Raw genomic sequence first — 25,633 nt, forward strand, 5'->3', positions numbered from 1 at the left:
AATTAACGAAAATAGTAATCTCTAATTCAGGTTCTTGTTATATGAAGAAAAATCAATTCAAAGCCAACCATGCCCTCATTGGTATCGGTGCATTATTATTTGTTGCTGTTGGCGCGTATCAACTATGGTCGATGTGGCCATCACTCGTTATCACCAGTATCCAATGGCAAAGAGAGGTCAATTCAGAACTTGCAGACCTACTCTACCAAGCCAAGTCAAACCCTTGGGGAGCAGGCTGTTACCTGATTGGATTCAGCTTTATCTATGGAATGCTGCACTCTTTGGGGCCTGGCCATGGCAAAGTCATCGTTTCAACATACTTAGCCACTCACCCAACCAAAGCAAAAGCCAGCTTGATTCTTACGGTGGTCTCCGCTTTGTTACAAGCACTGGTCGCTGTCTTATTAGTCAGCGTTTTGTTGTGGGGCTTTAATGCTTCAATGCGAGTAGTGAACGACAAAGCCAACCTATTTGTTTCATTGAGCTTTGCCTTAGTGGCCGTGGTGGGTACATTGATCTGCTGGAAAGCTCTGAAAAACATCTACTCAACGGTGCGCAAACCAAAGTTGAAAGTGAAGACCATCACCGCATTCGCAACAGATATGCCTTCTCCTATAGCCGCTCGTTCACCGATCTCGACCCAATCACCAATGGCGCGTCGCTCATCAGTATCTGATGGTTCCGCGATGTTGAACCCCATTCGTACAATACAATCAGCAGAACACTCGCACACAGATCACTCTCATGCCGACTGCGGATGCGGCCACCAGCACGTCGCCGATGCAGACGCGATAAATAAAGCTTCAACGCTCCGTGAATATGCAGGAATCATTGTCACCATAGGGGTAAGGCCGTGTACTGGAGCTATTATGGTTCTGCTTTTCGCTAACATGGTCGGCTTGTATTGGATGGGTGTTCTTAGTGCGTTGGCAATGGCGGTTGGTACGGCATTAACAACCTCACTAATTGCAATGATGACGCTAACAGGCAAACATTTGGTGAAACGCTACTTAGCCGCAGGTAACAAGAATAGCAGTGCCTCATTAAAAGTCGCTGGTCATTATTTGCAGCTATTTGGCGGTCTATTACTTATTGTGATTGGACTACTATTAATGAACGGACAAGACAGCGGCATGTCGCCAGTCTTCACCATGTAATTAGTGGAAGCGTTTAATTAATATCCAGTGAATTCTACAATCCTCATACGACAAGGCCTCGCAAACGTGAGGCCTTATTTTTATCTATCATTAACGGTTAAGAAAATCTTTTCTCTTAACGATAAAGCTCGTCGAGTTTTAGTCACTGTGATTAAGTGTAATCAGATAATCGCTTGCGAAAGCAGATCCAATATCTTGGAGTTATATACCCCACCTAGTAATAACATCAATTTAACTTCTCCTTTAACAAACCTATTGACCCAATCGCATTAATAGATAATATAGACGTCTAGGCACCCATATGTCTTTTGGTTAATTAAATGGAGTTATCATGAAAAGCTACAAAAAAATCACCGCATCCCTGTTGGCATTGGCATTCACATTAGGTGTGACAGGATGTGGAAAAAAAGACGAGGCAGTCATCAAGATTGGTGCAACAGTAGGTCCACACGCACAAGTTGTACAGGCCGTCGCTATTGAAGCAGCGAAGCAAGGGATTAACATCGAATTAGTTGAATTCTCAGACTATATCACCCCTAACGCAGCACTGGATGACGGAAGTATCCAACTTAATAGCTACCAACATCAGCCATTTCTCGACAACTTTAACGACAATCATGATAGTAAGTTGGTTTCTATCGGACGTTCAATTTTGATGCGTATGGGCGTTTACTCTAACAAGTACACTTCACTTGACTCTATCCCTGACAACGCAAGAATTGCGATTCCAAACGATCCAACCAATGGCGGACGCGGACTATTACTATTAGAAGATGCAGGGCTTATTTCACTGAGAGAAAACGTTGGATTCAATGCATCTCTAACCGATATTGTCTCCAATCCAAAGAATATTCGATTTGTCGAAGTTGATGCCGCACAGTTGCCCCGCTCTCTTGACGATGTAGACGCTGCAGCTATTACTATGAACTACGTGATGTCTGCAGGGTTAGATCCTAAGAAACAAGGTATCTACTTAGAGAAGAAAGACGCACCTTTAGCTGTGATGGTTGTTGCGGCGCGAGAAGAAGACAAAAATAATGAAGTCTATAAAAAGATCATTTCGATTTATCACTCTCAAGAGATCAATGACTTTTTGAACAGCACCTTCAAAGGCACCATAGAAGCGGCAAATTAAGCTAAAAGAATAACCTTAGATTTGGCGTTGTATGTGAAGCAATTAAGCAACGTCCTGATCTTAAGTTTATCGGCTGTTATTACGAAACTAAGCTATTGAATACTTTAATTCGTAATCCTAAACTCGTTATGGCTTGCTAACCTAGTTCGTTCCCAATAATTTGTTAGAGATCGGTTTATTGCAAGATCCGAAATAAAAAGGCCTCGCACATGCGAGGCCTTAGTTTTATCTATCAAACGATAATACACTCTACTTCACTGGCTTAACCACTTGCATCAGTATTGTATTGAACGGCTCTGATTAAAGAGACACTGCTAGTTAACTAAAAACGGCTACAAGCTAGAAACTGCTATAAGAATGGGGAAGGCGTTTTTCTTCATTCCAACCGGACAACTCAATATTGATCAATAATTTGCGCTTCTCATTACACAGTGAAGCGATATTGATAATAGGTAGCTGGCTGCGAAACTGCGCGGTAAGTATGACCTTTTTACCGTCACTAAGGCCGCTTCGACATTGCGACACAATCGCTTCGGTGTCTAATTGATGTGCGTTCTCGATAATTTGGGTATCAGCGTTCTCTTGATAGCCATCGATCAGCCAAGATACGGCTGGCACTTCTAAGCTTGTGAGAACGATGACATCTTTTGTTGCCATAAGCTCGTGGAGTTCAGTTTGCATAAATCCCCCTCTTAGTTAGCCTGTTGCCTAACCATAAAAATTAACGACCAGCCCATTAAAGTCGGTTACCCAGATTAGCCTGTGCCAAATGGTAGCCTCTATCTATCATCTCTTGTGAGCGATCAAACTCTAAGGTGCCACAGGCATTACGTGGGATCTCAAGCGTAATATCTGCGGGATAAGCGGCCAATTTTTGACGAGCAATGGTCGATTGCATCGCATCAAACGCTTGGTTGGCAATGTCGTAGGCAGCAAAATTGAAGCTCATTTTACTTTTTACACTGTTACCTAGATTATCAATAAAAAGAGTAACCTTCTCATGTAGGTTACTCTGTTTTGTTGGTAGAGAAACCGGTATCACTTCCTGTTGAAGCATCTCAGGTTCACCACCTAAGTTCACAGCCAGAGTAAAGTCTGTCTTATCACTAAAGGTAGGCGCAATCGGTACGGGATTGAGCACTCCTCCATCGATCAGCACTTCACCATTGATGACGTGAGGCGTGAAGAACAATGGCAAAGAGATAGAAGCACGAATAGCATCAAACAAAGAACCCGATTGCAACCAAACCTCTTTTTCATCAGCGACGTTGGCAGCAACTGCGGTATAAGGGATAGGCAGATCTTCAATTGAAATTTCGCCGATCAGCCTACGCAGTGTGTCGATGATCTTGTCCCCTTTGAAGATACCACTTGATTGCCATGAAAAGTCCAACATCATAGCCATATCCGATTGGTCGATACTGGTGACCCACTCTTCAAATTCATCCAACTTACCCGCCGCGTAGACACCACCGATAAGTGCACCAATTGAACAGCCAGAGATGGATTTTATCTGAAAGCCGTGCTCAATTAGCCAGCGGATGATGCCAACGTGAACCAAGCCTCTTGCGCCACCACTGCCAAGTACCAATGAGATCGTTTTTGCCATCGTACTAATCCTTTAATATTTTTATTCAAGACTGGTTCACTCGTTGATTTTCCGATTCGCTAGCCTCGAATGAGTGAATCTTTTCAGTCCATGCGAGTGATAAAGGTTTGCTCGTCATCGACAAAAGCCACATAGTCGCCGTGATAGATAAACACCCGACCACGCCCTTCAACGATACAGGCAAGCTGTGGGTTCAAATCTTCTTCAAGATCTTTACTTTGATACGTGCCGGTATCGGTGATTACACCGCGGAGTGTCGGCAAAAATCCATAGCTGCGCTTGGCTTGATCAATCAGGCTCAATTCACTGGCGGTAGAGAAGTAAGCCGGGATTGGGCCAGCATCTTCGATAAACATCGTTTTCAGTTCTTCAAAAGCTGTAATCACCAGCCAGTCGATGCCATTAACGTGATGGATAAACATTGTTTATAAATACCTAGATTCTCGATAATTCTAATGCGGGGATTCTATCACTATCAGGCGCAGAACGTGGTAGAGATTTGGTTGCTAACGACAAGGCCTTTCCCTGTTTGTCGCCCAATATATTCAGAATAAAACTGGAACAGATATCCATTATCAAATTACCCCAAGAACACAAGAAATCTTGAGTCGATGAATTTTATAAGGGCCTTTAGAGCCGAACGTTTTCTTGTTAAACCTTCGTTTATTGCTCCTTAAAGTAATGGCCTATAAATTAGTTTAAAGCGGAAACATTACTTCCAGAAGGATTTAAGGTTCAGCTTGAAAGGACTTAACGCTCTACTTGAAAAGACTTAAGGCTCTGCTTGAAATGACCTAAAGCAACAAACGCCCGATTGGTCTTGAGTCACTTTACACTCACTCACCAAAATGGTTTTGAGTTCTATACGGGCTCGACGTAAACGTGCCTTAACGGCTGGTAGGCTGAGCTGGTGTTTCTCTGCGTAGTCTTTTTGTGTCATACCATTGAGGTCACATTGTTCTATCACATCACGATCTTGCTCGGTGAGTTTGACCAATACCTGGGGAAGGCAGCGTTGAAGCTGAACCATCGCAGGGGAAATATCCGTGGGCATCACAAATTCTTCGATGTCTACCGAATATATTTTCCGTCTCAGCTGATCAACAAGGTGGTTTCTGGTCATCTTAAACAGCCATGATTTACCGTTCTGCAATGTACAGAAACGCTCGCTATTTCCCATGGCCTTCAGAAACACTTCTTGCATGATGTCTTCCGCTTCGTGCGGATTTTGGGTCTGTTTTAGTAGCCAACCATAAAGGCTAGGTTCCGCATGATTCCACGCATTCATCAAACATTTCATTCTTGAACCTCGATAATCCGTCGCGCATGCTCATTCAAAAAACTCTGCATGCGCGACGCTCTTTCCTTACTTTTACGCTACAACATTTTCCTTGAGTAAATCGCGAACCAGATCAACAGATGGCACCGACCCCGTGTGTTTTAACTCACCATTAATCGCGATACCCGGTGTGCTCATAATGCCAGCTTTCATAATGGCTTCCAAACTGGTGACTTTTTCAATATTGATTTGCTGCCCTAACTCTTGTGCGACCTCGGCAAACCGTTCTGCGGTAACGACGCAGTTCTTACAACCTGAACCATAAACTTGAATGCTTTTCATATCAGACTCCTGTGAGCATTTGCTCTGCTGTGATTAATAGAAGAAATTAAACAACCAACCGGTGATGGAAATCGCCACCAGCAAGTAACCCGCGATTACACCAAGCAATCGGTATTGCATCACTTGTTTGAGCATCATGAACTCTGGCAAGCTCACTGCGACCGCTCCCATACAAAACGCCAGCGTGGTTCCTAGTGGCATACCTTTGTCTATCAAAGACGCCATGATTGGAACTATGCCCGTTGCGTTGGTGTAAATCGGAATCGCACTAAGTGTCGCGAGGGGCACCGTCCACCACTGGCCGTGTGCGAGGTTTTGCTCGAACCAATCCGCCGGAACAAAACCATGAATAAACGCACCAATACCCACACCAACAAAGACCCAAATCCAAATGCGTTTGAAGATGGTACTGGTCTCGTTCACAGCAAATTCATGGCGCTGTTTAAACGTCATTGGGGTTGATTCAATCGCCGTTTGAGGCTGTTCATCTAACTCATTGGCTTTTTGATACGCTTCGGCAAGGAAAGGTTGTAACCAACGGTGGGCTTTAAAAGCATCTAAGACAAAGCCTGCAAAAATGCCAAGCGACATACCAATCACAACGTACATGATGGTGAATTTCAGCCCAAGGACACTGCCAAGCATGATGATCACCACCTCATTGATCAGAGGCGATGTAATCAGAAATGCGATGGTCACACCAATGGGAATACGTGCTGAGACAAAACCCATAAACAGAGGAATAGAACTGCACGAGCAAAACGGTGTAATCGCACCAAATAGCGAGCCAAGGAAGTAACCCACACCGCGGCGCTTACCTTGTAGATATTGTCGAACTTTGTCCACACTCAAACTGGCTCTCAGCGCGGAGATAACGTAAATTAACACGACCAACAAGACTAAGATCTTACTGGTGTCTTCGATAAAGAAATGAACGCCTGTTGCCATTGAAGTACTGGCTTCCAAGTTAAAAATGGAATACGTCAGCCAGTCGGCAAAGTAAGTAAAAACGTCCAACATAGTGGCACCCTCTAAACGATTTACCTCTAACACGTTTGAGCTCGCGAAAGGATGCACACTTTTCTAAATTATTTTTGGGTTTTGATTTTTAGGCTCAATTGCAGAACAGGTCCACTCGGCCGTTCGTTGTTGAAAGTGACTTTATTGTTCCTGTAATTAATGGCCTATAAACAAGCGAACTCACCCTCTTTACCGTCTCTCATATTTGCCATCAAACTCTACGACTAATGTCTAACTAACTGAGACTATTTGTTTTTTTTGGTTTGGTATAAGGTACTAACAACTAAATGTTAATGAATTTTTAATAATAAGTTGACACATTGTTTGCGCTTCTGCGTGAGTCAATAACGTTTGTTGGAATAACACGCCTTAGAGTGTGAACGAAAGGAATCAACATGAGCAGTACTTTAGAGTCCGTACATATACAAGCAGATAAGCCTCAAGCCAATGAGGATGAACTCACTTATGAACAACAACACAAACCAAGATCAGAATTTGATTCCCGCGAACAATATTTAGAACATGAATTACAAATCATGTCGCCTAAGCGCTGGCGTCCCAATTTGCCGTTTAAAGATTATCGATTCGAGATAGAAGACACCATCCCAGCGATGGCAGCGACCATTGGTAAAGTTGTGATGGTGGGCGCGATTGCTGCTACCTTTGCGGGAGCTCTCGGATTAAATGAAGACTTCATTCTAGAAAACGTTCGTTATGAACTCCTCATCGCCTCCGTTTTCATTATTATTTTCTCTGGCTTCCTATTGCCGACCGCGAACCTCGCAGGTACACACGGTCCACTCATTCCTTTAATTCCAATTGTGGTTGCAGCAGGCGGACACCCTATGGCGTTTGGGTTGCTGATTGGCGCTTTTGGCCTAATCTTAGCCATCAGTAAAGGTGGCAGTATGTTGGCCAACCTCACCAGTAAAGGCGTATGTGGTGGCTTATTGCTCTACCTCGGCTTTGTTGGAACCGCCTCTCAAGTGAAAAAGCTGTTCGCTTGGGCAGAGGGAATTGGTATGAGCCATATCGCGTTTGTCGTGATCTTCTGCACCATCATTTTATACGCATTATTAGAACATTTCCGTAAGCGCTGGTTAGCCGTACCTCTTAGTTGTTTACTGGGTGGTACGATTGCATTTGCCATGGGTGCCCCATTTGCTTTCCACACTGAGCCAGGCTTACCTAACATGAACCCTATGTATTGGTGGGGCGAAGATACTGGTTGGATGCTAGGCCTACCGACGATTGAACACTTCATGGTTGTATTACCGTTTGCGATTCTAGCCGTAGCAATGTGGTCACCAGATTTCTTAGGACATCAAGTATTCCAAAAGATCAGCTACCCAGAACGTACCGAAAAAGTGCACATGAACATTGACGACACCATGACCACGGCTTCAATTCGTCAAACGTTCGGTTCTCTGCTTGGTGGTACTAACTTTACATCTTCATGGGGTACTTACATCGTGCCGGCGGCGATAGCTAAACGCCCTATTCCTGCTGGTGCATTACTTACAGCTCTGTTCTGTATCATCGCCGCAGTTTGGGGTTACCCGATGGATTTAGCTATCTGGCAACCTGTGCTTTGTGTTGCGCTCATTGTTGGGGTATTTGTGCCATTGCTAGAAGCTGGAATGGAAATGACTCGTGAAGGAAAAACCACACAATCAGCAGCGATTGTTGTATTTTCATCAGCGCTCGTTAACCCTGCATTTGGCTGGGCTCTCACCATGCTGTTGGATAACTTAGGCTTAGTCGGTTGTAAAGAGCGTAGTAGTGAACTGAGTAAAATGAGCCGTTGGGTGTTGCCTGGCATTATGTTTATTGTGCTAAGTGGTGTGATGGCGTTGGTTGGACTTCTACCGGGGATTCCGGCGATTATCCCAAGCTTCCGTTAAACTCGAATAATATTTAATTTTAGTCGAAATACAAAAAGGCCTCGCACACGCGAGGCCTTGTTTTATCTAAGTTCCAACGAACGAACAGCGAAGCAATTTGAGATGGTAAACCAAATCAACTAGAGAGCCATTCATCCAGTACTGTGATGAATTTAGGGTTGATTAGATAACCGATGGAAGCGTGCGGATTGCTTTTTCCGTTGCGAATATTGAGATTATAAACTGGGTGGATATCTTTCATTCCGCCGAGTATCAGATCCAGTTTGAGCATATCCTTAAAGTCATTTCTAATTTTGCTGTCATGAGAAATAAAATCATCTTCTGCCGATATGTTTATCCATTGCTGAATGTTTAAAGGGTACTTCTTCTCATCTTTCAAGCGACTCCCCTTTAGCCTATCTTTTACGTTTTCATCACCTAACGGTGACCCGAGCGTCAGCCATAAGTTGACCTTCTTGTCTGCACCATAGCCGTGTCTATACTCTCCGTAATGAGACAACTTCCATAACACGTCATAGCTGATCATCGACCCAAGACTGTGCGATACAATCATCACATCATCCTGATTATCGAGCGCTTCCTTCAGTTCAACCATTAGCCTATGCCTGACATCGCTGCCGAAATAGGTATCTTCATACCAATAATGCGCCATATCCGGCGCGACCTTCGTTATAAGTGTCTCAGCCACACCCAGGTTTCCAAATAGCGATGAAAACGTATCTGCTAGCGCCTCTTTTAGAAAACCAATTTTAGATACCTTGTTATACGTTGTTTTATTGAACTGGCTTGTCTTGTACTTTTTGAGTTCAGACAGCGCTTGTTGTCGACTTGCAGGGTCTTCCGTTGGTTTCTCTAACAATGTGTTTGATAGTTCACCGTAATAGACAAACCGTTTATCGACATCTTTAAAAGCTTGTAATGAACTTGAGTCTCCACAATCTCGCTGCAAGCCATGTTCTATAGCCTCGTACCAAAGTGATTGAAGGGAATCTTTATCGGGCTTTTGAGCGCGACCATGAATGAATATTATTTTCTTAGCCATAGCAGGACGTCCTAAACACATAGTTGAAGTGATTATCAGTAAAAAGCACCTACTAGATTCGGTCAGCCCTTACTAACAACAGCAGCGCTAATGACGTATCTAGAGGTGATTGATAGAGCATTTATATAACTATGAGGTACTCGTTTAAGGACCATAAACGAGTGAGCGATGCGATCATTACTCGCAAATTGAAATGAATGTAGCTAGCAAAACCTCCAACTCACAAAAAGGCCTCGCACACACGAGGCCTTAGTTTTATCTATCAACGATTACAGCGCCCTACTTCACTGACTCCACGGCTTTCATCATCATTGTGTGAATGGTGCTAGTAGACTAAAGCCTCCCCCTCTAGCTCCCCCTCAAATGAAGTTCACCGATCTCTTTAGATTAACGTCCGAGGGGGAGAACATTCTTTGGCGCTGAATGTATCCCAGCATGTATAACGATCGGTATTCAGTTCCTCCCCTTTCCCGTAACCAACAAGAGATTGGAGATGTAAACCAAGGGGAGGTTAGGAGGGGATTGTTAGTTCATTCTCACGAGCATCTGCCCAAATTGTTTCAGGATCTGTACTGCACGTTAAAAGCCCTCACTCACTTGGTTTTGCCAATGCCTGCTGTCTAAACTCCAGCCGTGAATGAAGATCAACGCCGTCTCCCCACTCCCACTTTTGCCATACGCAATTTGCTCACCATCGTGAGATATCGCAATACCGTACTTAACCGTTGGATCATGAGCCATGGCATTAAAGCTACCAAGCGCCATGAATACCAAAAGTGTGATGTTTAGAATTAAACGTTTCATAGTGTCTCTCTACTTACTTTGGAGGGACACGGGAAACGCTCTTCTCAATCAATATAGCCACTATAAAGTGTGAAGTTGTAGACGGGTCATAAGATATGTTATGTAAATTCACTAAATAATACAAAGTCAAGTCCAGCCTAAAATAAACAAACTGAAGCGCCCTAAAATCCCTCGAAAAAATATCCGCGCAACCAAAACCAAACTGTTTTTCAATCACTTAACTAGAGAAAGTAAATTTCAATCTACTTACTTTAATGCTATCTTTACTAACTAAGTATCTAAAGATAATCTTATGAAGGAAGATAGACTTGGAAAAGATAATTGCCACAGAAATTGAGCCTAAGGGCCTTGATAGTGAAATACTTACCTATATTGAAGACAATAGGCAAAAACTAAAGCTCGAGGAGTCAATCCTATATTATGGCTTTCCTGTATTTAAAGATTATGAAGATCAGTCAGTAAAATCAAAGATTGTTGTTTTATCTAAAATGCATGGGATTGTCTTACTTTCGACTAGCTCAATTTCTGATCTAGAAGCCAATGATGATAATCTTAGCCAAGTCTTCAACTTTATTGAGGCTGCAATCAAAAAAAGTAAAATTTTGCGAATTAGCAAGAAAAAACTTGCTGTAGAGCTCGAAAGTTACCTTTACTGCAGTCAAGAGATTGATTTTGATGGGGACAGTGAAGTTTTATGTTCATTAAAAGGAATTGATGAAGCATTCAACGAAATTGAAGTTGAAAGCCAAATTAGTGACGAACATTTTAATGAAGTAAGGTCCATTCTGGAAGGTGCAAAAGCACTGAGCCGCCCATCTAAACGAACGAAAATTTCTGAAGACCCTAGCACAAAACTAAATATCTTAATTAGTTTAGAAAACGAGATTTCGAACTTTGATATAGAGCAACGCAAAATAGCAATTAGTTTGATTAATGGCCCTCAAAGAATTCGAGGGTTAGCTGGTTCTGGAAAAACAGTTGTCCTTGCAATGAAAGCTGCACATATTCACTTGCAGCACCCTGACAAAAAAATCCTGTTTACATTTTATACAAAAAGCCTATATGGATTAATCCGAGAATTAATCGCTCGATTCTATCGCCACTTTGCTGGCTCTGAACCAAACTGGGAAATGATTGACGTATACCACTCTTGGGGAGGGAGAACTATTGATGGTGTTTGTTACAATGCGTGTTTGGATAACTCTATACGTTCCCTTACATTCAGCGAAGCTCGAGCCGTAAATTCATCAGATCCGTTTGGTGCTGCATGTCACCATGTACTTTCATATCCGATCAAGCCTAAATACGATTATATTCTGATTGATGAAGCTCAAGATTTACCAAATGACTTTTTCAAAATTTGTTACGAGCTCTCCATGGGTGAAGAGGCTCACAGCAAAAACATCGTTTGGGGTTATGATGAACTTCAATCAATCTTCAATGTGTATCAGCGCTCCCCACAAGAACTATTTGGCGTAAATGCTGAAGGTGAAGCAAAAATTGATCTAGTTCAGCTAAGAAGAAACTTACCCTTTGGCCAAACAAATGACTTGGTCTTATACAAATGTTACAGGAATCCACTTGAAGTACTACTTACCGCACATGCTCTAGGTTTTGGGCTCTACAGTGATTACCCAGTTCAGACACTAGAAAACGAAGAGCACTGGAATGATGTAGGTTATCGTCTCGAAGATGGCAATGAGCTAAAAGTTGGGGAGAGAGTAACAATCACTCGCGACCGCGAAAATAGCCCGCTGTCTATTTACGAGCACCAAGACTCGAAACAATTAATTAACCTTTTTAAAGCGCGAAATTTAGATGAAGAGTGTGAGTGGATAGCAAATAATATCGAAGCATCCGTAAAAGAGGGACTAAAGCCACATGATATTATGGTTATTTGCTTTGATGACTATAACGCAAAATCTTATTTCTCTAAGATATCGAAAATATTGTCATTAAAGGGGATTCGTTCAAATAATCTACTCACGGCTAGTGCCGCTGCTCCTCCATTTATGCTCGAGGATATGGTTACTTTGTCCACGGTTCATAGAGCTAAAGGCAACGAAGCAGCAGAAGTTTTTACTGCAGGCATAGACGCTTTATTTAACAAGCGAAATACACGAAGCGGACGAAATAAAATTTTCACGGCATTTACTAGAACTAAAGCTTGGCTCAAAGTAAGTGGAATTAGCAGTAGAGTTGATGGTTTTTTTGCTGAGATCGAAGAGAGTATATCTAAGAGCCCTAGCCTAAACTTTGTGGTTCCTGATACCGAGAAAATACAACGGGACCATAATGCCAAGCCTCAAGAAATTCTTAAATTACAGGAGCTTGTTGGCACACTGATGGAGCAAGGGTATTCGGAAGAGCAAATACAAATGGAGCTCAGTCTTAAACCAGATAGTAAGCAATAATATGTCATCTGAATTTAATCGCAGCATTGTTAAGGTAATTGAGCTCGCAGATAAACTAGAGCTACTCTTTCAAGCAGGGGCTGCAGCCTCTTTAAATGTTTCATACGAAGTGAAAAAAACGACACGTAAAGCGACGTCATACACGGAAGTATATGACGTAATTGCTGGACAACAAGAATTCAATATCATGCTGTCTGACCGGTCGATGTTTCAATTCACTGAAACAAAGCAAAATGAAGACTTAAGGCTGGTGTACTACCCCAACCCTTACCAATTTGTAGAGTACCAATCTATACGTAAGGAAGCACTGGAACTATTGGACAGCAAAGAGTTTACAGAAGTTGAGTATGAACAATATATTTCTGAAGCTGATTTTTCATGTGATGTGCCTGTAATTAGATATGATTTATCTGTCGACCAACACTGTGAGTATTATCACCCCGCAGCACATTTCCATATTGGGTTCTATGCTGAAAATCGTTGGCCAGTTGATCGAGTATTAACTCCTCTCGCATTTTTTCTTAAAATACTGGCCAATTACTATCCTTCTACGTGGAAGTCTCAGGAAGATTTAACTCTAGTTCCAAAAGTTAACACTCTTGACTTACAATACCGTAACGAGCTTAAAAACAATTGCGGAGTAATATCTATCAATAGCCCACAGCACTTCAAACCGATCGAGTCGGAACGTATGTGCTTTAGGTAAATTGACTGAGATTCACGGAAGAATATCTTATCGAGGTAGAATGATGATCTGCCGACCTTAATTTATGAAACTCTTTATTTGGGTCGACACTGATATTCTTGTCAAAAGTTTAATAGCTAAAAAGACTTAAACAAAAAAGGCCTCGCAATGCGAGGCCTTTGGTTTTCTATCTATCAGAAGAGATTAGTCGCGAAGTGCTGCGCCGAATTTCTCTGAGATTGAAGCTACGATAGCATCTACTGAACCAGCGATGTCTGCATCTTCAAGTGTGCGCTCTACAGATTGTAGGCTAAGTGCGATTGCTAGGCTCTTCTTACCTTCTTCAACGCCTTGACCAACGTATACGTCGAACAGTTTAGCGCCTGTTAGGAATTCGCCACCAGCAGCGATACACGCTTCAACGATGTCGCCAGAAGCGACTGCTTCGTCAACAACAACGGCGATATCACGACGGTTTGCAGGGAACTTAGATACGGCTACCGCTTCTGGAAGCACGCGAGTGTTGATAGCTGCCCATTCGATTTCGAATACGATAGTGCGGCCGTTAAGACCAAACTTACGCTCTAGTTCTGGGTGAACAGTACCAATGATACCCACTTCTTTGCCATCTACTACAATAGCCGCAGTTTGACCTGGGTGAAGTGCTGGGTGCTTAGCTGCTTTGAAGCTGTATGCGATTTCGTTTGCAGAAAGCTCAAGAACGGCTTCTAGGTCACCTTTAAGATCGAAGAAATCTACAGTGTTAGTTGCAATGTCCCAGTGCTCTTCGCCACGAGTACCAGAGATAACGCCCGCAAGCATCATTTCTTGGCGCATGCCGTTTTCAGCCGTTGCTTCAGGGATGAAACGTAGGCCAGATTCGAATAGACGAACGCGAGACTGTTGACGCTTCTGGTTGTGAACCACTGTGTTTAGAAGACCTTGGATTAGGCCAAGACGCATTGCTGACATATCCGCAGAGATTGGGAATGGCAGGATTAGCGGCTCAACACCAGGTACAACAAGTTTTTGCTGTTCTGGTTCTACGAAGCTGTATGTGATTGCTTCGTGGTAGCCACGGTCTACAAGAAGGTCACGAACGCGCTTAAGCGGTTGGTTAGCTTCTTTATGGTCATTCATTTTAAGTGCCGCTTTAGGCGCTTGGTTTGGAATGTTATCGTAACCGTAGATACGACCTACTTCTTCAATTAGGTCTTGCTCGATTGCGATATCAAAACGCCAAGATGGAGACGTTGCCGTCCAACCTGCGTCTGTCGTTTCAACGTTACAACCTAGGCGAGTAAGAATTTCCACTACGTCTGTAGATGGAATTTCGTGACCTAGTAGGCTGTCTAGCTTAGCGCGACGTAGAGCAACTACGTTTGCTTTAGGAAGATCAGCTTCAGATTCGCTGCCGTTTACTGGCGCAACTTCACCACCACAGATTTCAACTAGAAGCTGTGTTGCACGCTCCATTGCTGCTGCTTGAAGTGTTGAATCAACACCACGTTCAAAACGTAGAGAAGAATCTGTGTGAAGGCCGTAAGCACGTGCGCGGCCACGGATGTGATCCGGTGCGAAGAATGCAGCTTCAAGAAGTACGTCTGTTGTTTCAGTAGTCACACCAGAATCTTGACCACCAAAGATACCAGCGATTGCTAGTGCTTTGTTGTGGTCTGCGATAACAAGCGTATTGCTGTTTAGTTCAGCTTCGTTGCCATCTAGAAGTGTTAGCTTTTCGCCCTGCTCTGCTAGACGAACCACGATACCGCCTTCGATCTTAGCTAGATCAAATGCGTGCATTGGTTGGCCTTGCTCTAGCATCACGTAGTTTGTGATGTCTACAACTGGGTCGATTGAACGGATACCACAACGGCGCAGTTTTTCTTGCATCCAGATTGGCGATTCCGCTTTCACGTTTACGTTCTTAACCACACGGCCAAGGTAACGTGGACAAGCATCCGTAGCTTTGATTTCAACAGATACTGTGTCTTCAATGCTTGTTGCAACAGCGTCAACTGTCGGCTCTGTAACGTCTGCGCGGTTTAGTACGCCAACTTCACGAGCAAGGCCACGGATGCTGAAGCAGTCTGCGCGGTTTGCTGTTAGGTCTACGTCGATAGTTACGTCGTTAAGCTCAAGAAGCTCACGTACGTCCATACCTAGCGTTGTGCCTTCAGGCAGCTCAAGGATGCCGTCAGACTCTACGTCGATACCTAGCTCAGAGAAAGAACAAAGCATGCCGTGCGATGGAACGCCACGTAGTTTTGCTTTCTTGATTTTGAAGTCACCAGGAAGTACTGCGCCAACTGTTGCTACTGCTACAGTTAGGCCAAGACGACAGTTAGATGCACCACATACGATGTCTAAAAGCTCTTCTTCGCCGATATCAATTTTAGTTACTTGTAGTTTGTCTGCGTCTGGGTGCTGACCGCACTCAACCACTTTACCTACTTTAACGCCGGTGAATTCACCAGCAACAGGTTCTACATCGTCAACTTCCAAACCAGCCATAGTGATTTGGTGAGCTAGCTCTTCGCTGTTAATTGCAGGTTTAACCCACTCGCGTAGCCAAGATTCACTGAATTTCATAGTTTTGACTGCCCCGGATTACTTGAATTGTTTAAGGAAACGAAGGTCGTTCTCGAAGAACGCACGAAGGTCATTTACGCCGTAACGAAGCATCGTTAGACGCTCTACACCCATACCGAATGCAAAACCAGAGTATTTCTCAGGGTCGATGCCAACAGAGCGAAGTACGTTAGGGTGAACCATGCCACAGCCTAGAACTTCTAGCCATTTGCCATCTTTACGTTTCACGTCAACTTCAGCTGAAGGCTCTGTGAACGGGAAGAATGAAGGACGGAAACGCACTTCAACTTCTTCTTCAAAGAAGTTACAAAGGAAATCGTTAAGAATGCCTTTAAGTTGTGCGAAGTTTACGTTCTCATCAACTAACATACCTTCCACTTGGTGGAACATTGGCGTGTGAGTTTGATCGTAGTCGTTACGGTAAACACGACCCGGAGCAATGAAGCGGAATGGCGGTTTGCCGTTTTCCATCGTACGGATTTGAACACCAGAAGTGTGCGTACGTAGCATTAGATCAGGGTTGAAGAAGAAAGTATCGTGATCAGTACGAGCTGGGTGATCGTCTGCGATGTTTAGTGCATCAAAGTTGTGGAATGCATCTTCGATCTCAGGGCCAGACTCAGTGCTAAAGCCAAGCTCACCAAAGAACTGTTCGATACGCTCAACAGTGCGAGTCACTGGGTGAAGACCACCGTTCTCAATGCGACGACCTGGTAGGCTCACATCGATAGTTTCTTCAGCTAGTTTCGCTTCAAGCTCTGCACGTTGAAGTGCGTCTTTGCGAGCTGCGATCGCTTGTTGAACAGCACCTTTCGCTTTGTTGATCTCTTGACCAGCAGTGCGACGCTCTTCAGGTGGAAGTTTACCTAGGCTTTGTAGTTGAAGAGTTAATTCACCCTTCTTACCTAAATACTGAACTCGCACTTCATCAAGTGCGACTAACGAATCTGCTGTATCAATAGCAGTCGTTGCATTAGCAATGATCTCTTCTAGATGTTGCATCATTTCCTCATCTACCAGTTGGTAGTGTCCGTATCGGATGATTAGTTTTTTTAGATAGCTACACATACTAATCAAACACGCAACCAATGCCAAATTGAATCGCTAAAAGAACAAGTTATTGACTAAAAACACGGCAAATTTAACAGGATATTAATGAGGAATAGGAAGAAGTGGAACAATTACTGGTACCACTCCTTAATTTGGAACTGAGCGAAGCGCTCGATTTAAAGTCTTATGAGAACTAAAACTAAGGTGACCTGAGAACTAAAACTAAAGTAACCTGAGCGCTAAAACTGACGTGAGCTATATTTTAAATTTAACGCAAACTATGCTCTCAACTTGAAATAAACCCGTTCTAAATCTGAATCGAACAAACGCGGTTTTTGCCCGCTTTTTTCGCTAAATAAACGGACTCATCAGCTACTTTAATCAATTCATTCATTGTTTCGAATTCTTGGGTTATTTCAGCCACACCGACACTAATGCTGCCAAGCCAAGCTTGCTCGCCGGTGTCGACCTGTAATTCAGACACTTTCTGTCGAGTGGTTTCTGCAATATGCATACCCCCTTTAAGATCGGTATCGGGGCAGATCACTAAGAACTCATCGCCCCCTAATCGACACACGATATCATCATTGCGAAATGTGTTTTTCAGTTCGTGTGCGAGGGTCTGTAACACCAAATCACCTGCATCGTGTCCGCAAGTGTCATTAATGCGCTTGAAGTGGTCGGCATCAATCATAATGCACACCAAAGGCATACCAAGTTCTTTGGACTCTTGCCAATGCACCGCTAACTGTTTAAAAGCACAGCGGCGGTTAGGCAAATTAGTGAGCGAGTCAGTTAAGGAGAGTTCTTCGAGCTTCTTGTTCGCTCGTTTTAGCTCTGCGGTTCTTTCCTCGACTTTGTCTTCGAGTAGCTGGTTGAACCGTAACAACTCTTTATTACGTTCGGAGACTTGCTCAAATAGGCCTTTAAGAGCAGCTAATAGAGGAATGGTTGAAGAATCGTTTTGTTTTCCTTCGGCTTCAAACGCTTGTTTAGGGGTCGCTCCTTCCTCTATCGCGGCCACTTGTCGAGCCATGTTTTGGTCAATACCGAGGATATGATACGCAAGCCAATGAATTAAGAAATCGAGTAGCTGCCGTGCAGACGCCTGATCTTCTTCTAAAATGAAAGCTTGCATGCTGTAGATATCTTGCATAAAAACACGATGCACTTTGATGTGTTCTTCGATGTGAGAGCGATATAAATTACGAGCTCTCATCAAAGATTCTTCTTCTTTAAAGTGAAACTCGGCATAGCTCGTGAGATCGAGTAAAGCAATGCTAATATCTTCGATTGAGATAGTGTTTTCAGACAGCAAATTGCCATAGTGGTTGATAAAACCGACGAGGTATTGATGTTGTTCATCTACGACACCAATGCCTGTTTCGAAGTATCTATTCCAAGTAAATGAATTCATAAATCCCTTAACGCCCAAATCACACTTGTTTACCGGCAGTTACCAGTAGTCAAAAGCGTGCATATGTAGAGGTTATATATACATGTAAAATATAACCATACTACCTGTAGGCCTACCTGATTGCTTACTCCTTTTATAAAAAGACGACTTCGATCTCTACAAATATAAATTAACACTGGGTTTGGGGTGTTCAATTCAACAAGAACACCCCAATAAACCAACATTAACTTAACTTATTGAAAATACTAAAAGTAATATTCCAACGCCATCTCAACAAAATCATCTTTGCGAGCGAAGAACAATAAGTCTTCTGGGGTTTCATTCTCAAACAACCACGCGTTCAACCGCCACTTGAGGTTGTTGTTGATACGACTTGAGGCTTCGAGCTTTGCACTGTAAACATCACTGTTATCTAGATCCTGAGTGATGCCCGTTAACAACTCGGTCCCGTCTTCATCATTTAAGGCGAAACGCGCCCCAAGGAACACGTCGTTTTGACCGACACTCTGCGCATTGTTGCCTCGACTGTCGTACAAGTATTCAGCAATAAAACCGATATCCCAATACGACTCTAGCGCCCCAACCCATGTATACTCAAAACCTGTTGCTACGCCTGTATGGTTGTCGTAGCTGTCGCGATAAATGCTTTCAAGCTTCCATAACCAATCACCCATAATCCCCTGAACATCAAGGCCGAAATGCTGCATTTGCGCGTAATAGGGCTTAAGATTATTACCTTCAACACGATAATAAGGGTCACGATTGGTACCGCCTAAGTAGCTTAACCCGACATCCCAATCACCATACATTTGGCTATAGCGCAGTGCCACATCAACGTGCTTTTCTTCTCTTGATGATTCATACAGCGCATCGTCTGAAACGGGTACGGGCGTTCTTAAGCGACCGTCTTCCCCTGCAAAGGTACGCTCTCGAAAATACGGCAGTAACATGGCATCGATGGTTCCCCAGTCTTTAATCGACGTGAAGTGAACCATTGGCTGACCCAGTTTCGATTCGCCATCGACGGACTCAATCGCATCGGTTTGGTTTACCACGTCCACTAAGTGTGCTGATTCGGTCACACCCCAGAACACTTTGCCAACACCTGCGCGCAGTTCGTAGTCATCCCAGTAGGTAAGGTACAAAGCTTCACGAACGTCACCATGGGTTCGCGCATCGTCTTCGCTGTCTAAGCGATAAAATGGCGTGAAGGTAAAACTGCCATTGCCTTCTTGTTGCTCCCAGTAAAACTCCGGTTGTAACACCAGTGAGCTTTGTCCTTTGTTCTGGCCCTGTAAACCGTCGCTAAAGAACTGCCTGTGTTCAAGGTTAACTTGCCCTGCGAGTTCTGGGGTGACTTGCTCTACGAACTCAGAGCTAAAGCCTGCCGCCACACATGGCAACGACACCTGCATAAGCCCAACTGTCGCTGCCAAGGTTAAAGATAACTGCGTTCCTGTTAACAGAATCCTTTTCATATTCTTGCCTTACTTTGCACGTTTAAGTGTATTTTTCTGAAAGTCCTTATCCTTAAGACCGGTCTGGAACGCTAAATCTGTCGTGGTTAATACAGTACTCTTGCCTGTTTGGTGGTTTTGCATCGACATGGTGTGCGCGCGCCAGTACTGGTTTAGGTATTGTTTGTAGTCTTGGAACGATAGAGTTTTCAGCAATGCGCCTTTACGGTCGTAAAACTCCACTTGAACTGGGCGGTAATATTGCTGGTCTAGCCATACTTTTTGCATGGTGTAACCAGAGTTTTTGTCGGTCGGAATTTGCTCTAAAACAAAGGTATCAACACCTTCAATATTGGCGTCTTCGATGTAGTTGAAGGTGTACTTTTCTAACTCAAACGAACTTAGGTCTTCGTAAGCAAATTCACTGCCCATAAACGGGCCAGACTTGTTGCGAGAAGAGATACGCTTTACACGTTTCAATGCCGGCAGATACAACCATTGGTCATCCGATTTGGTGATGTGTGAATGGTTTAAAAAAGCCGTGCCTTTTACGTCGCGGGGCTCATCAAATATGGTCAGTCCTTTATCGCCATCGTCGTCAACCTCTAGCGACTTCAATCGCATTAGACGAGAGCTGCTTTCACCTTGTTTATTGCGAAGTAGCATTTCCATGGTCGCAACAGAATCGCCCCACCCCATATCAACGGCTTTACGTTGCTCGGCGATCTCTAGGCCTTTTTCAGGATCGGCTAACGCAGGGAAAGCCGAAAATGCGCCAATGGTTATCAATGACGCTATGAGTGTTTTCTTTGTCATAAAGTGTTTAATAATTTTCATAAATTAATCCTTAAGTCAGCCCACCGCAGTAGGCTGACGTTTTCTTATTTGATTGAAGTCGACAGTTCAGCCGTCGTATTAGGTTGAGCTTTAACAGACGATTTTGATTCGTATTGGGATTGGTCTGAGTAATGGGTCTGTTTGTCGAAGATCATCAGCAGGCTTGGTAGCAAAATGAAGTCGACCACCAACGCAATGAAAATCACAATCGCACTGAGTAAGCCCATATCGGAATTGAGTCTGAAGCTCGACATTGCCAATACAGAGAAACCGGCCACTAGCACAACAGTGGTGATCCACAAAGCGCGACCTACGGTGTGGAAGGCGTAACGAACCGCTTCCTCCGCTGATTGCCCTTCCATTCTTGCGCGTTGGTATTTACTCAAGAAGTGAACCGCATCATCGACGACGATACCCAAAGTAAGGGTGACCACGACCGACAATCCAAGGTTGATCTCACCAGAGATAAGCGCCCATAAACCAAAGCCAATAATCGCAGGCGCAATGTTGGGCACTAGGCTTATCATGCCTAAGCGAACCGATCGCAATGCGAAGATCATCAAACCAGAGATAAGCACTAAGGTGATTGGCAGAGTCGATAGCATGCTCGCCATGTTGGTTTCACCAATGTGAGCAAACATCAATGATGGGCTCGACGCGACCACTTCATACTGAGGTGCATTGGCGGCAAACCATGAGTAGATACGCTCTTCGAGTTCAACCAATTCCACACTGCCGAGGTTATCAACCGTCAGTACCATTTTGATCGATGATTTATCGACGTTGATCTGGTTATTCAAATCCAAACCGTACGGTAGAGACATCTCGTAAAGCAGTAGATATTGCGCGGCTAACTCTCGGTTAAGTGGCAGTTGGTAATAACGGTCATCATCACCATGCATGTTCTTATTCAGACGCATGTAAACATCAGAAAGCGTAGCAACATGGTCGGTTTCTGGTTGAACACGTAGCCAATCGGTAAAATCACCAATCGCTTGTAAGAACAAGGGGTCAGCAATCGCTTGAGACTCGTTAGTTTTGACCGCAATACTGATGGTCGTCATACCGCTTACAGTCTGTTCCATGAAGTCGGCTGCTTGTCTGAATTCGCTTGAGGTATCGAAATACTTCACCGATTCATCATTCACTTTGTTCAGTGGAATTAATGCCGCGGCGCCGACGATAACTAGAGTAGAAATAGGCAATAACGCTTTGCGATTAGTTACCACAAAGTCACCGAGCTTATCCATGAAGGTCACTTTACTTTGTGCCACTTCATTCGTTGGTAAAGTCTTAACTGGTAGCAGTTTTAATAGCGCAGGCAGCATAGTCACGGATAGGAAACATGCGATGATCACGCCCAATGCCGATAAGTTACCGAAGTCTCGTAATACGGGGGAGTCCGACATGTTCATCATCAAGAAACCAATCGCGGTGGTCACTGAGGTAATCAAAATCGGCATCGCATTAAGCTTGATGCTGTATTGAATAGCTTGTGCTTTTTCCATGCCACGCTGCATGGCTTGTCTCATGGTCACAATCACATGAACACAATCGGCCACCGCTAGGGTCAGTACCAAAGTTGGGACGTTAACCGTTGCGGTGCTGAGGAACATCCCTGCCCAGCCAGACAACCCCATGGTCGCGACAATCGAAGAGATAATCACGACTAAGGTCGCCACCACGCTAAAGAATGAGCGCAGCATAAAGGTCAGGAATACCAACACCACCAATAGCATTAATGGCACCAGTGTTGAGCTGTCTTCTTGAGCCGACATCATGAAAGCATTGTTCATAGCAATGATGCCCGCTTTATGGAATTCAACGTTAGGATAGTCCGCTTGATACTTGGCGATCATAGTGTTGATAGCCGCGATCACTTCTTGCACTTCGGCGGTTTTATCTACTTCAGGTAATTGCACGGTCACGTTAACAATGGTCACATCACCAGAAGCGGACACCAACGCATTCTTAAGCAGAGGTTCGTTTAGCGCGATCTGTTTCACTTTGGCGATTCGCTCGGGCGTATGTTCGTATTCTTCATACAGCAGATCTTCCACCAATAAGTCGTCTTCAACAGCTTCGGTGTGCTGATAATTGGCCAGCGAATCGACACGGCTTGAGTACGGGATCTGCCACGCATCAACGGTGAGATTTTGAATTAAGGTCAGGGTTTCTGGGGTAAAAACGTTGCCGCCATCAGGTGCGACAACAATCGCGAGATTGTCGGTTTTCGCAAAGGTAGTTTGGATTTCATCGAACGCCATCAACTGTTTGTTGTTGCCTTCGAAGAAGATGTTGTAATCCCCTCTAAAGTAGAGGTTCTTCGCCCCTAATGCAGAGAGCATGATGATTGAAAAAACCACCAGCAGAACGATAAACGAATGCTTGGTCGGTATTGAGTGCCAACGGTTATTGAGATCCCCGTTTACGCTATCGATATTACGGTTATCTCGATTTTGGTGATCGAAAGCGGGCTTTTGGCTGTCATGTTCCATCACAGTCTCCATTTGTGACGATTCGTCATAGTTGTGTTATAAAAAGCCAGCCGAAGCTGACAAAAGACACAATTCTTGGTCATACACTCAAGAAAACCTAAACCACATTAGGCTAAACTTAAGTTTGTGACGAATCGTCATAAATGGTTATTAATAAACCCACATAAGTGGGCTTAATAGAAGCTATCGACCTACTGATTCTAAGTAAGCGATCTCTTCACTGAACAGTTCTTGTTCTACACGACGCCAGGTTTTACGGTAGTCCCAATCGGTAGAAAGGGGCTGCCAGTTCAGGCCGTCGAGCAGCATATTCGCGTTATGTAATACTGAATACGGGTCTTGTAACCGCTTAATACAATGACTGTTTGATGCGTTCTGTGACAAGGCATTTGAACCAAATGCGATTGACCAGTTTGCAAACACGATGGCATCTGAACCCACACCAGAAGAGAACTTTAGGTCACCCACTTCTACTGCTTGGTTAACCATTGAATCGGCTTGTTCAATCACCAATTCTTCGAGTTCGTTCATCTCGGTTACACGTGCACTAGACGCTTTCTCTAGTACCCACGGGCTTTTTGCCATGATCGCACACGTTGACAGTACCGGCTCCATGCGCGCATAGATTCGATAAGCAACGTGCAGTGCGACGATCTTTTCGCGTGTGTTACCTTCAAACTCTCCAGAACGAGTAAACATCAGTGCCTCGGCCTTTAAAGAATGAATACACAACGCTAAAACCACGTCTTCTTTGCTACAAAAGTGATTATATATCGTACCTTTCGAATAAGAGCTCGCTGCCGTTAGCTTATCCATCGTGAGGTTTCCGAACCCTTGCTCTCGAACCAGATCTTTCGCTAACAACATCAATTCTACTTCTCGGTCTGCAATAGACTGCTGCTTTTTAGACAAGCCGCCTTTACAACCAAAGATACTTTGCTTATCGCCTTTACAACCAAAGCCAAACATAATTTCTCAGTCCGTATTTTCGCTTAGCTATCACCTAAGCTGAGTCAGTATTTAAAACACTCCTGTTTAATATATTAACACGAATAGCAAATTCATGTACTTAACCATTTTGTGACGCTTCGTCATTTCTGACTTATCGTCATAATAGCGCAAATATTGATCATATCAAGGTGTTTTATAAATTAAATACACTTTATGTATGGAAGGGTAAGTAAACGGGCGAGTAAGTGAGAGAACGGTCAATGAATATCAATAAAAACGAGCTGTTTTTGACGAACCGAATACCAAAGTAAATTGGCCATTCTTAGCCGAAAAAGAGTGCTAGCACTTTAAATCGTTATCAATATTTGCTTAGTGAATCCAGGCATAACCCACGAGAATGAATGAGTGTAGGCTTACTTTTTGGGGCAGACCTCTCCTTATGGTCAATATTTGGCTTACTAATGTCGTTTTCTGTTAAGTTGCTATAAATTCGGTAAGGGGTGACTTACAATAGTGACAACGACTTACCTTTTTGAGAACACGATATTGAGCGCCAAATATTCTTATTTAGCTTGGCAAGTGAATACTTCTAGCCCAGCAGAAAAACTGGTTTTATTGATGCTTGCAGATGGTGCTGATGAGTTCGGTTTCACCAATGTGTGCCTACAATCAGCAAGTCAACTTTGTGCTCTCTCGACGTTCGGTTTAGCCGATTGCCTTAAGTGTCTAGTCGACCAAGGTTTCCTCGATAAAGTAAAAGTAGATTATCGAGACAAGAAAGAGATACACGTGTTCAAAATGCTCATTGAGCAAGAGCAAGCTGCGGTTCAAGTTGAAACTCAACCGGTCAATAGTATTCCGGTTTACTCTACTGCACCTGCACCTGCACCCAAGTTTCAGCCTGCTCCGGCACCAATGCAAAACACGCAATATGCTCCTCGCCCACAAGGCCGAGGCTCAATGAACAGCAACACCGTTTCTACTCATGATCTCAACGAAGAAGAGATCCCATCATGGGCAGAACGTGCGTTTAAATTCTCCGGCTTGGCCGGTGACCATAGTTTAGTATGGAAGAAATTTGTCCTTTGGTATAAAGCCAAAGCTAATGAATTAATGCCACTATCTCGGATTGAATCCAAGCTGCAGTACTGGCTAGTTAACGAGAAGCAAAATGAAAGACAACAACAGCAGAAGACCGCTCAATATTCAGGAAATGCAGGACAAGCTCAAGGAAATGGGTATAGACAAAAGCTTAGCCCATCTGAACGCTTCAGGCAGCAGCTCATTCAAAAAGGCAAAAAGCCAACCTTCTGAGCCTGTTGTATCTGACGTTCCTGCACGATCTGAAATAATTGAAGCAAAAAGCACTGAAGTTAATGTAGCGACACCTAACGCTACCGACGCAGGCTCGTCTCAAAAAGTGCCTGTTGTCGATCAAGA

21 protein-coding genes and 1 pseudogene are annotated in these 25,633 nt (G+C 43.8%); 7 read left to right on the forward strand and 15 right to left on the reverse strand.

The window, feature by feature from the left end; all coding sequences use genetic code 11:
• Positions 1 to 41: 41 nt before the first annotated feature.
• Together IQO02_RS01845 and IQO02_RS01850 are read left to right on the forward strand one after the other, a co-directional pair.
• Positions 42 to 1,157 carry a nickel/cobalt transporter gene (locus IQO02_RS01845; protein ID WP_016796406.1) on the forward strand — a complete coding sequence of 372 codons (1,116 nt, stop codon included), beginning with the start codon at positions 42 to 44 and terminating at the stop codon, positions 1,155 to 1,157.
• Between the two features lie 331 nt (positions 1,158 to 1,488).
• The gene (locus IQO02_RS01850; RefSeq protein ID WP_010441300.1) at positions 1,489 to 2,292 is read left to right on the forward strand and encodes a MetQ/NlpA family ABC transporter substrate-binding protein; all 804 of its coding nucleotides are present in this window, start codon (positions 1,489 to 1,491) and stop codon (positions 2,290 to 2,292) included.
• A gap of 339 nt (positions 2,293 to 2,631) precedes the next feature.
• Here the strand turns inward: IQO02_RS01850 and IQO02_RS01855 are convergent, their stop codons facing one another.
• The 6 genes from IQO02_RS01855 to IQO02_RS01880 all read right to left on the reverse strand — a co-directional run bounded on the left by IQO02_RS01855 (position 2,632) and on the right by IQO02_RS01880 (position 6,542).
• Positions 2,632 to 2,973 carry a hypothetical protein gene (locus tag IQO02_RS01855; RefSeq protein WP_010441302.1) on the reverse strand — a complete coding sequence of 114 codons (342 nt, stop codon included), beginning with the start codon at positions 2,971 to 2,973 and terminating at the stop codon, positions 2,632 to 2,634.
• Between the two features lie 55 nt (positions 2,974 to 3,028).
• Entirely contained in the window at positions 3,029 to 3,901 is an 873-nt protein-coding gene (locus IQO02_RS01860) for a patatin-like phospholipase family protein (RefSeq protein WP_102282772.1), read from the reverse strand.
• Between the two features lie 83 nt (positions 3,902 to 3,984).
• Entirely contained in the window at positions 3,985 to 4,323 is a 339-nt protein-coding gene (locus IQO02_RS01865) for a hypothetical protein (protein ID WP_010441305.1), read from the reverse strand.
• Between the two features lie 350 nt (positions 4,324 to 4,673).
• Positions 4,674 to 5,189: a sigma-70 family RNA polymerase sigma factor gene (locus tag IQO02_RS01870; RefSeq protein ID WP_016767281.1), complete on the reverse strand. Its 516-nt coding sequence runs from the start codon at positions 5,187 to 5,189 to the stop codon at positions 4,674 to 4,676.
• 84 nt (positions 5,190 to 5,273) lie between these two features.
• A complete protein-coding gene (locus IQO02_RS01875) occupies positions 5,274 to 5,522 on the reverse strand; it encodes a thioredoxin family protein (protein WP_010441308.1) in 249 nt (82 codons plus the stop codon).
• A 33-nt stretch (positions 5,523 to 5,555) separates the two neighbouring features.
• Positions 5,556 to 6,542: a permease gene (locus tag IQO02_RS01880; RefSeq protein WP_016786218.1), complete on the reverse strand. Its 987-nt coding sequence runs from the start codon at positions 6,540 to 6,542 to the stop codon at positions 5,556 to 5,558.
• 395 nt (positions 6,543 to 6,937) lie between these two features.
• On the opposite strand from IQO02_RS01880, the gene IQO02_RS01885 reads away from it, so the two are divergent.
• A complete protein-coding gene (locus IQO02_RS01885; RefSeq protein ID WP_016789509.1) occupies positions 6,938 to 8,446 on the forward strand; it encodes a DUF3360 domain-containing protein in 1,509 nt (502 codons plus the stop codon).
• A 115-nt stretch (positions 8,447 to 8,561) separates the two neighbouring features.
• On the opposite strand, the gene IQO02_RS01890 is transcribed toward IQO02_RS01885, so the two are convergent.
• Complete coding sequence (locus IQO02_RS01890; RefSeq protein WP_102282773.1) at positions 8,562 to 9,488, reverse strand: hypothetical protein; 927 nt, start codon at positions 9,486 to 9,488, stop codon at positions 8,562 to 8,564.
• A gap of 579 nt (positions 9,489 to 10,067) precedes the next feature.
• Positions 10,068 to 10,292, reverse strand: coding sequence for an alpha/beta fold hydrolase (locus IQO02_RS01895; protein WP_102282774.1), 225 nt, complete (start codon positions 10,290 to 10,292; stop codon positions 10,068 to 10,070).
• 308 nt (positions 10,293 to 10,600) lie between these two features.
• Here IQO02_RS01895 and IQO02_RS01900 point away from each other — a divergent pair, with 308 nt between their 5' ends.
• Together IQO02_RS01900 and IQO02_RS01905 are read left to right on the forward strand one after the other, a co-directional pair.
• Complete coding sequence (locus tag IQO02_RS01900; RefSeq protein ID WP_102276079.1) at positions 10,601 to 12,706, forward strand: DEAD/DEAH box helicase; 2,106 nt, start codon at positions 10,601 to 10,603, stop codon at positions 12,704 to 12,706.
• A 1-nt stretch (position 12,707) separates the two neighbouring features.
• Positions 12,708 to 13,412, forward strand: coding sequence for a DUF2290 domain-containing protein (locus tag IQO02_RS01905; protein ID WP_102282775.1), 705 nt, complete (start codon positions 12,708 to 12,710; stop codon positions 13,410 to 13,412).
• A 183-nt stretch (positions 13,413 to 13,595) separates the two neighbouring features.
• On the opposite strand, the gene pheT is transcribed toward IQO02_RS01905, so the two are convergent.
• From pheT to IQO02_RS01940, 7 genes are all read right to left on the reverse strand, one after another.
• Complete coding sequence (pheT, locus tag IQO02_RS01910) at positions 13,596 to 15,983, reverse strand: phenylalanine--tRNA ligase subunit beta (protein WP_102282776.1); 2,388 nt, start codon at positions 15,981 to 15,983, stop codon at positions 13,596 to 13,598.
• A gap of 18 nt (positions 15,984 to 16,001) precedes the next feature.
• Positions 16,002 to 16,985, reverse strand: a complete 984-nt coding sequence (gene pheS, locus IQO02_RS01915; protein WP_004734764.1) for a phenylalanine--tRNA ligase subunit alpha — start codon at positions 16,983 to 16,985, stop codon at positions 16,002 to 16,004.
• A 355-nt stretch (positions 16,986 to 17,340) separates the two neighbouring features.
• The gene (locus IQO02_RS01920) at positions 17,341 to 18,450 is read right to left on the reverse strand and encodes a GGDEF domain-containing protein (RefSeq protein ID WP_102282777.1); all 1,110 of its coding nucleotides are present in this window, start codon (positions 18,448 to 18,450) and stop codon (positions 17,341 to 17,343) included.
• Between the two features lie 245 nt (positions 18,451 to 18,695).
• The gene (locus tag IQO02_RS01925) at positions 18,696 to 19,928 is read right to left on the reverse strand and encodes a hypothetical protein (RefSeq protein ID WP_010441335.1); all 1,233 of its coding nucleotides are present in this window, start codon (positions 19,926 to 19,928) and stop codon (positions 18,696 to 18,698) included.
• Positions 19,929 to 19,937: 9 nt separating this feature from the next.
• A complete protein-coding gene (locus IQO02_RS01930; RefSeq protein ID WP_407834212.1) occupies positions 19,938 to 20,723 on the reverse strand; it encodes an outer membrane lipoprotein-sorting protein in 786 nt (261 codons plus the stop codon).
• A gap of 65 nt (positions 20,724 to 20,788) precedes the next feature.
• Positions 20,789 to 23,254: an efflux RND transporter permease subunit gene (locus tag IQO02_RS01935; RefSeq protein ID WP_322626528.1), complete on the reverse strand. Its 2,466-nt coding sequence runs from the start codon at positions 23,252 to 23,254 to the stop codon at positions 20,789 to 20,791.
• A 171-nt stretch (positions 23,255 to 23,425) separates the two neighbouring features.
• The gene (locus IQO02_RS01940) at positions 23,426 to 24,211 is read right to left on the reverse strand and encodes a TetR/AcrR family transcriptional regulator (protein ID WP_010441341.1); all 786 of its coding nucleotides are present in this window, start codon (positions 24,209 to 24,211) and stop codon (positions 23,426 to 23,428) included.
• Positions 24,212 to 24,706: 495 nt separating this feature from the next.
• Between IQO02_RS01940 and IQO02_RS01945 the strand changes: the two genes are divergently transcribed.
• Together IQO02_RS01945 and IQO02_RS22005 are read left to right on the forward strand one after the other, a co-directional pair.
• The gene (locus IQO02_RS01945) at positions 24,707 to 25,507 is read left to right on the forward strand and encodes a hypothetical protein (RefSeq protein WP_016798700.1); all 801 of its coding nucleotides are present in this window, start codon (positions 24,707 to 24,709) and stop codon (positions 25,505 to 25,507) included.
• Positions 25,428 to 25,633, forward strand: a pseudogene (locus IQO02_RS22005) (hypothetical protein); the annotation flags it as partial. The gene IQO02_RS01945 and the pseudogene IQO02_RS22005, both read left to right, overlap by 80 nt.

It is taken from the genome of Vibrio sp. OPT24 (assembly GCF_015163545.1).
Classification (GTDB): domain Bacteria; phylum Pseudomonadota; class Gammaproteobacteria; order Enterobacterales; family Vibrionaceae; genus Vibrio; species Vibrio cyclitrophicus.

Excerpts from the sequence above, each read along its gene's own strand:
- IQO02_RS01935 (WP_322626528.1), bottom strand. The coding sequence starts at position 23,254 with ATGGAGACTGTGATGGAACATGACAGCCAAAAGCCCGCTTTCGATCAC.
- pheS (WP_004734764.1), bottom strand. The coding sequence starts at position 16,985 with ATGCAACATCTAGAAGAGATCATTGCTAATGCAACGACTGCTATTGAT.
- IQO02_RS01930 (WP_407834212.1), bottom strand. The coding sequence starts at position 20,723 with ATGACAAAGAAAACACTCATAGCGTCATTGATAACCATTGGCGCATTT.
- IQO02_RS01855 (WP_010441302.1), bottom strand. The coding sequence starts at position 2,973 with ATGCAAACTGAACTCCACGAGCTTATGGCAACAAAAGATGTCATCGTT.
- IQO02_RS01905 (WP_102282775.1), top strand. The coding sequence starts at position 12,708 with ATGTCATCTGAATTTAATCGCAGCATTGTTAAGGTAATTGAGCTCGCA.
- IQO02_RS01925 (WP_010441335.1), bottom strand. The coding sequence starts at position 19,928 with ATGAAAAGGATTCTGTTAACAGGAACGCAGTTATCTTTAACCTTGGCA.
- IQO02_RS01870 (WP_016767281.1), bottom strand. The coding sequence starts at position 5,189 with ATGAATGCGTGGAATCATGCGGAACCTAGCCTTTATGGTTGGCTACTA.
- IQO02_RS01850 (WP_010441300.1), top strand. The coding sequence starts at position 1,489 with ATGAAAAGCTACAAAAAAATCACCGCATCCCTGTTGGCATTGGCATTC.
- IQO02_RS01880 (WP_016786218.1), bottom strand. The coding sequence starts at position 6,542 with ATGTTGGACGTTTTTACTTACTTTGCCGACTGGCTGACGTATTCCATT.
- IQO02_RS01860 (WP_102282772.1), bottom strand. The coding sequence starts at position 3,901 with ATGGCAAAAACGATCTCATTGGTACTTGGCAGTGGTGGCGCAAGAGGC.
- IQO02_RS01920 (WP_102282777.1), bottom strand. The coding sequence starts at position 18,450 with ATGAATTCATTTACTTGGAATAGATACTTCGAAACAGGCATTGGTGTC.
- IQO02_RS01875 (WP_010441308.1), bottom strand. The coding sequence starts at position 5,522 with ATGAAAAGCATTCAAGTTTATGGTTCAGGTTGTAAGAACTGCGTCGTT.
- IQO02_RS01940 (WP_010441341.1), bottom strand. The coding sequence starts at position 24,211 with ATGTTTGGCTTTGGTTGTAAAGGCGATAAGCAAAGTATCTTTGGTTGT.
- IQO02_RS01845 (WP_016796406.1), top strand. The coding sequence starts at position 42 with ATGAAGAAAAATCAATTCAAAGCCAACCATGCCCTCATTGGTATCGGT.
- IQO02_RS01890 (WP_102282773.1), bottom strand. The coding sequence starts at position 9,488 with ATGGCTAAGAAAATAATATTCATTCATGGTCGCGCTCAAAAGCCCGAT.
- IQO02_RS01885 (WP_016789509.1), top strand. The coding sequence starts at position 6,938 with ATGAGCAGTACTTTAGAGTCCGTACATATACAAGCAGATAAGCCTCAA.
- pheT (WP_102282776.1), bottom strand. The coding sequence starts at position 15,983 with ATGAAATTCAGTGAATCTTGGCTACGCGAGTGGGTTAAACCTGCAATT.
- IQO02_RS01865 (WP_010441305.1), bottom strand. The coding sequence starts at position 4,323 with ATGTTTATCCATCACGTTAATGGCATCGACTGGCTGGTGATTACAGCT.
- IQO02_RS01895 (WP_102282774.1), bottom strand. The coding sequence starts at position 10,292 with ATGAAACGTTTAATTCTAAACATCACACTTTTGGTATTCATGGCGCTT.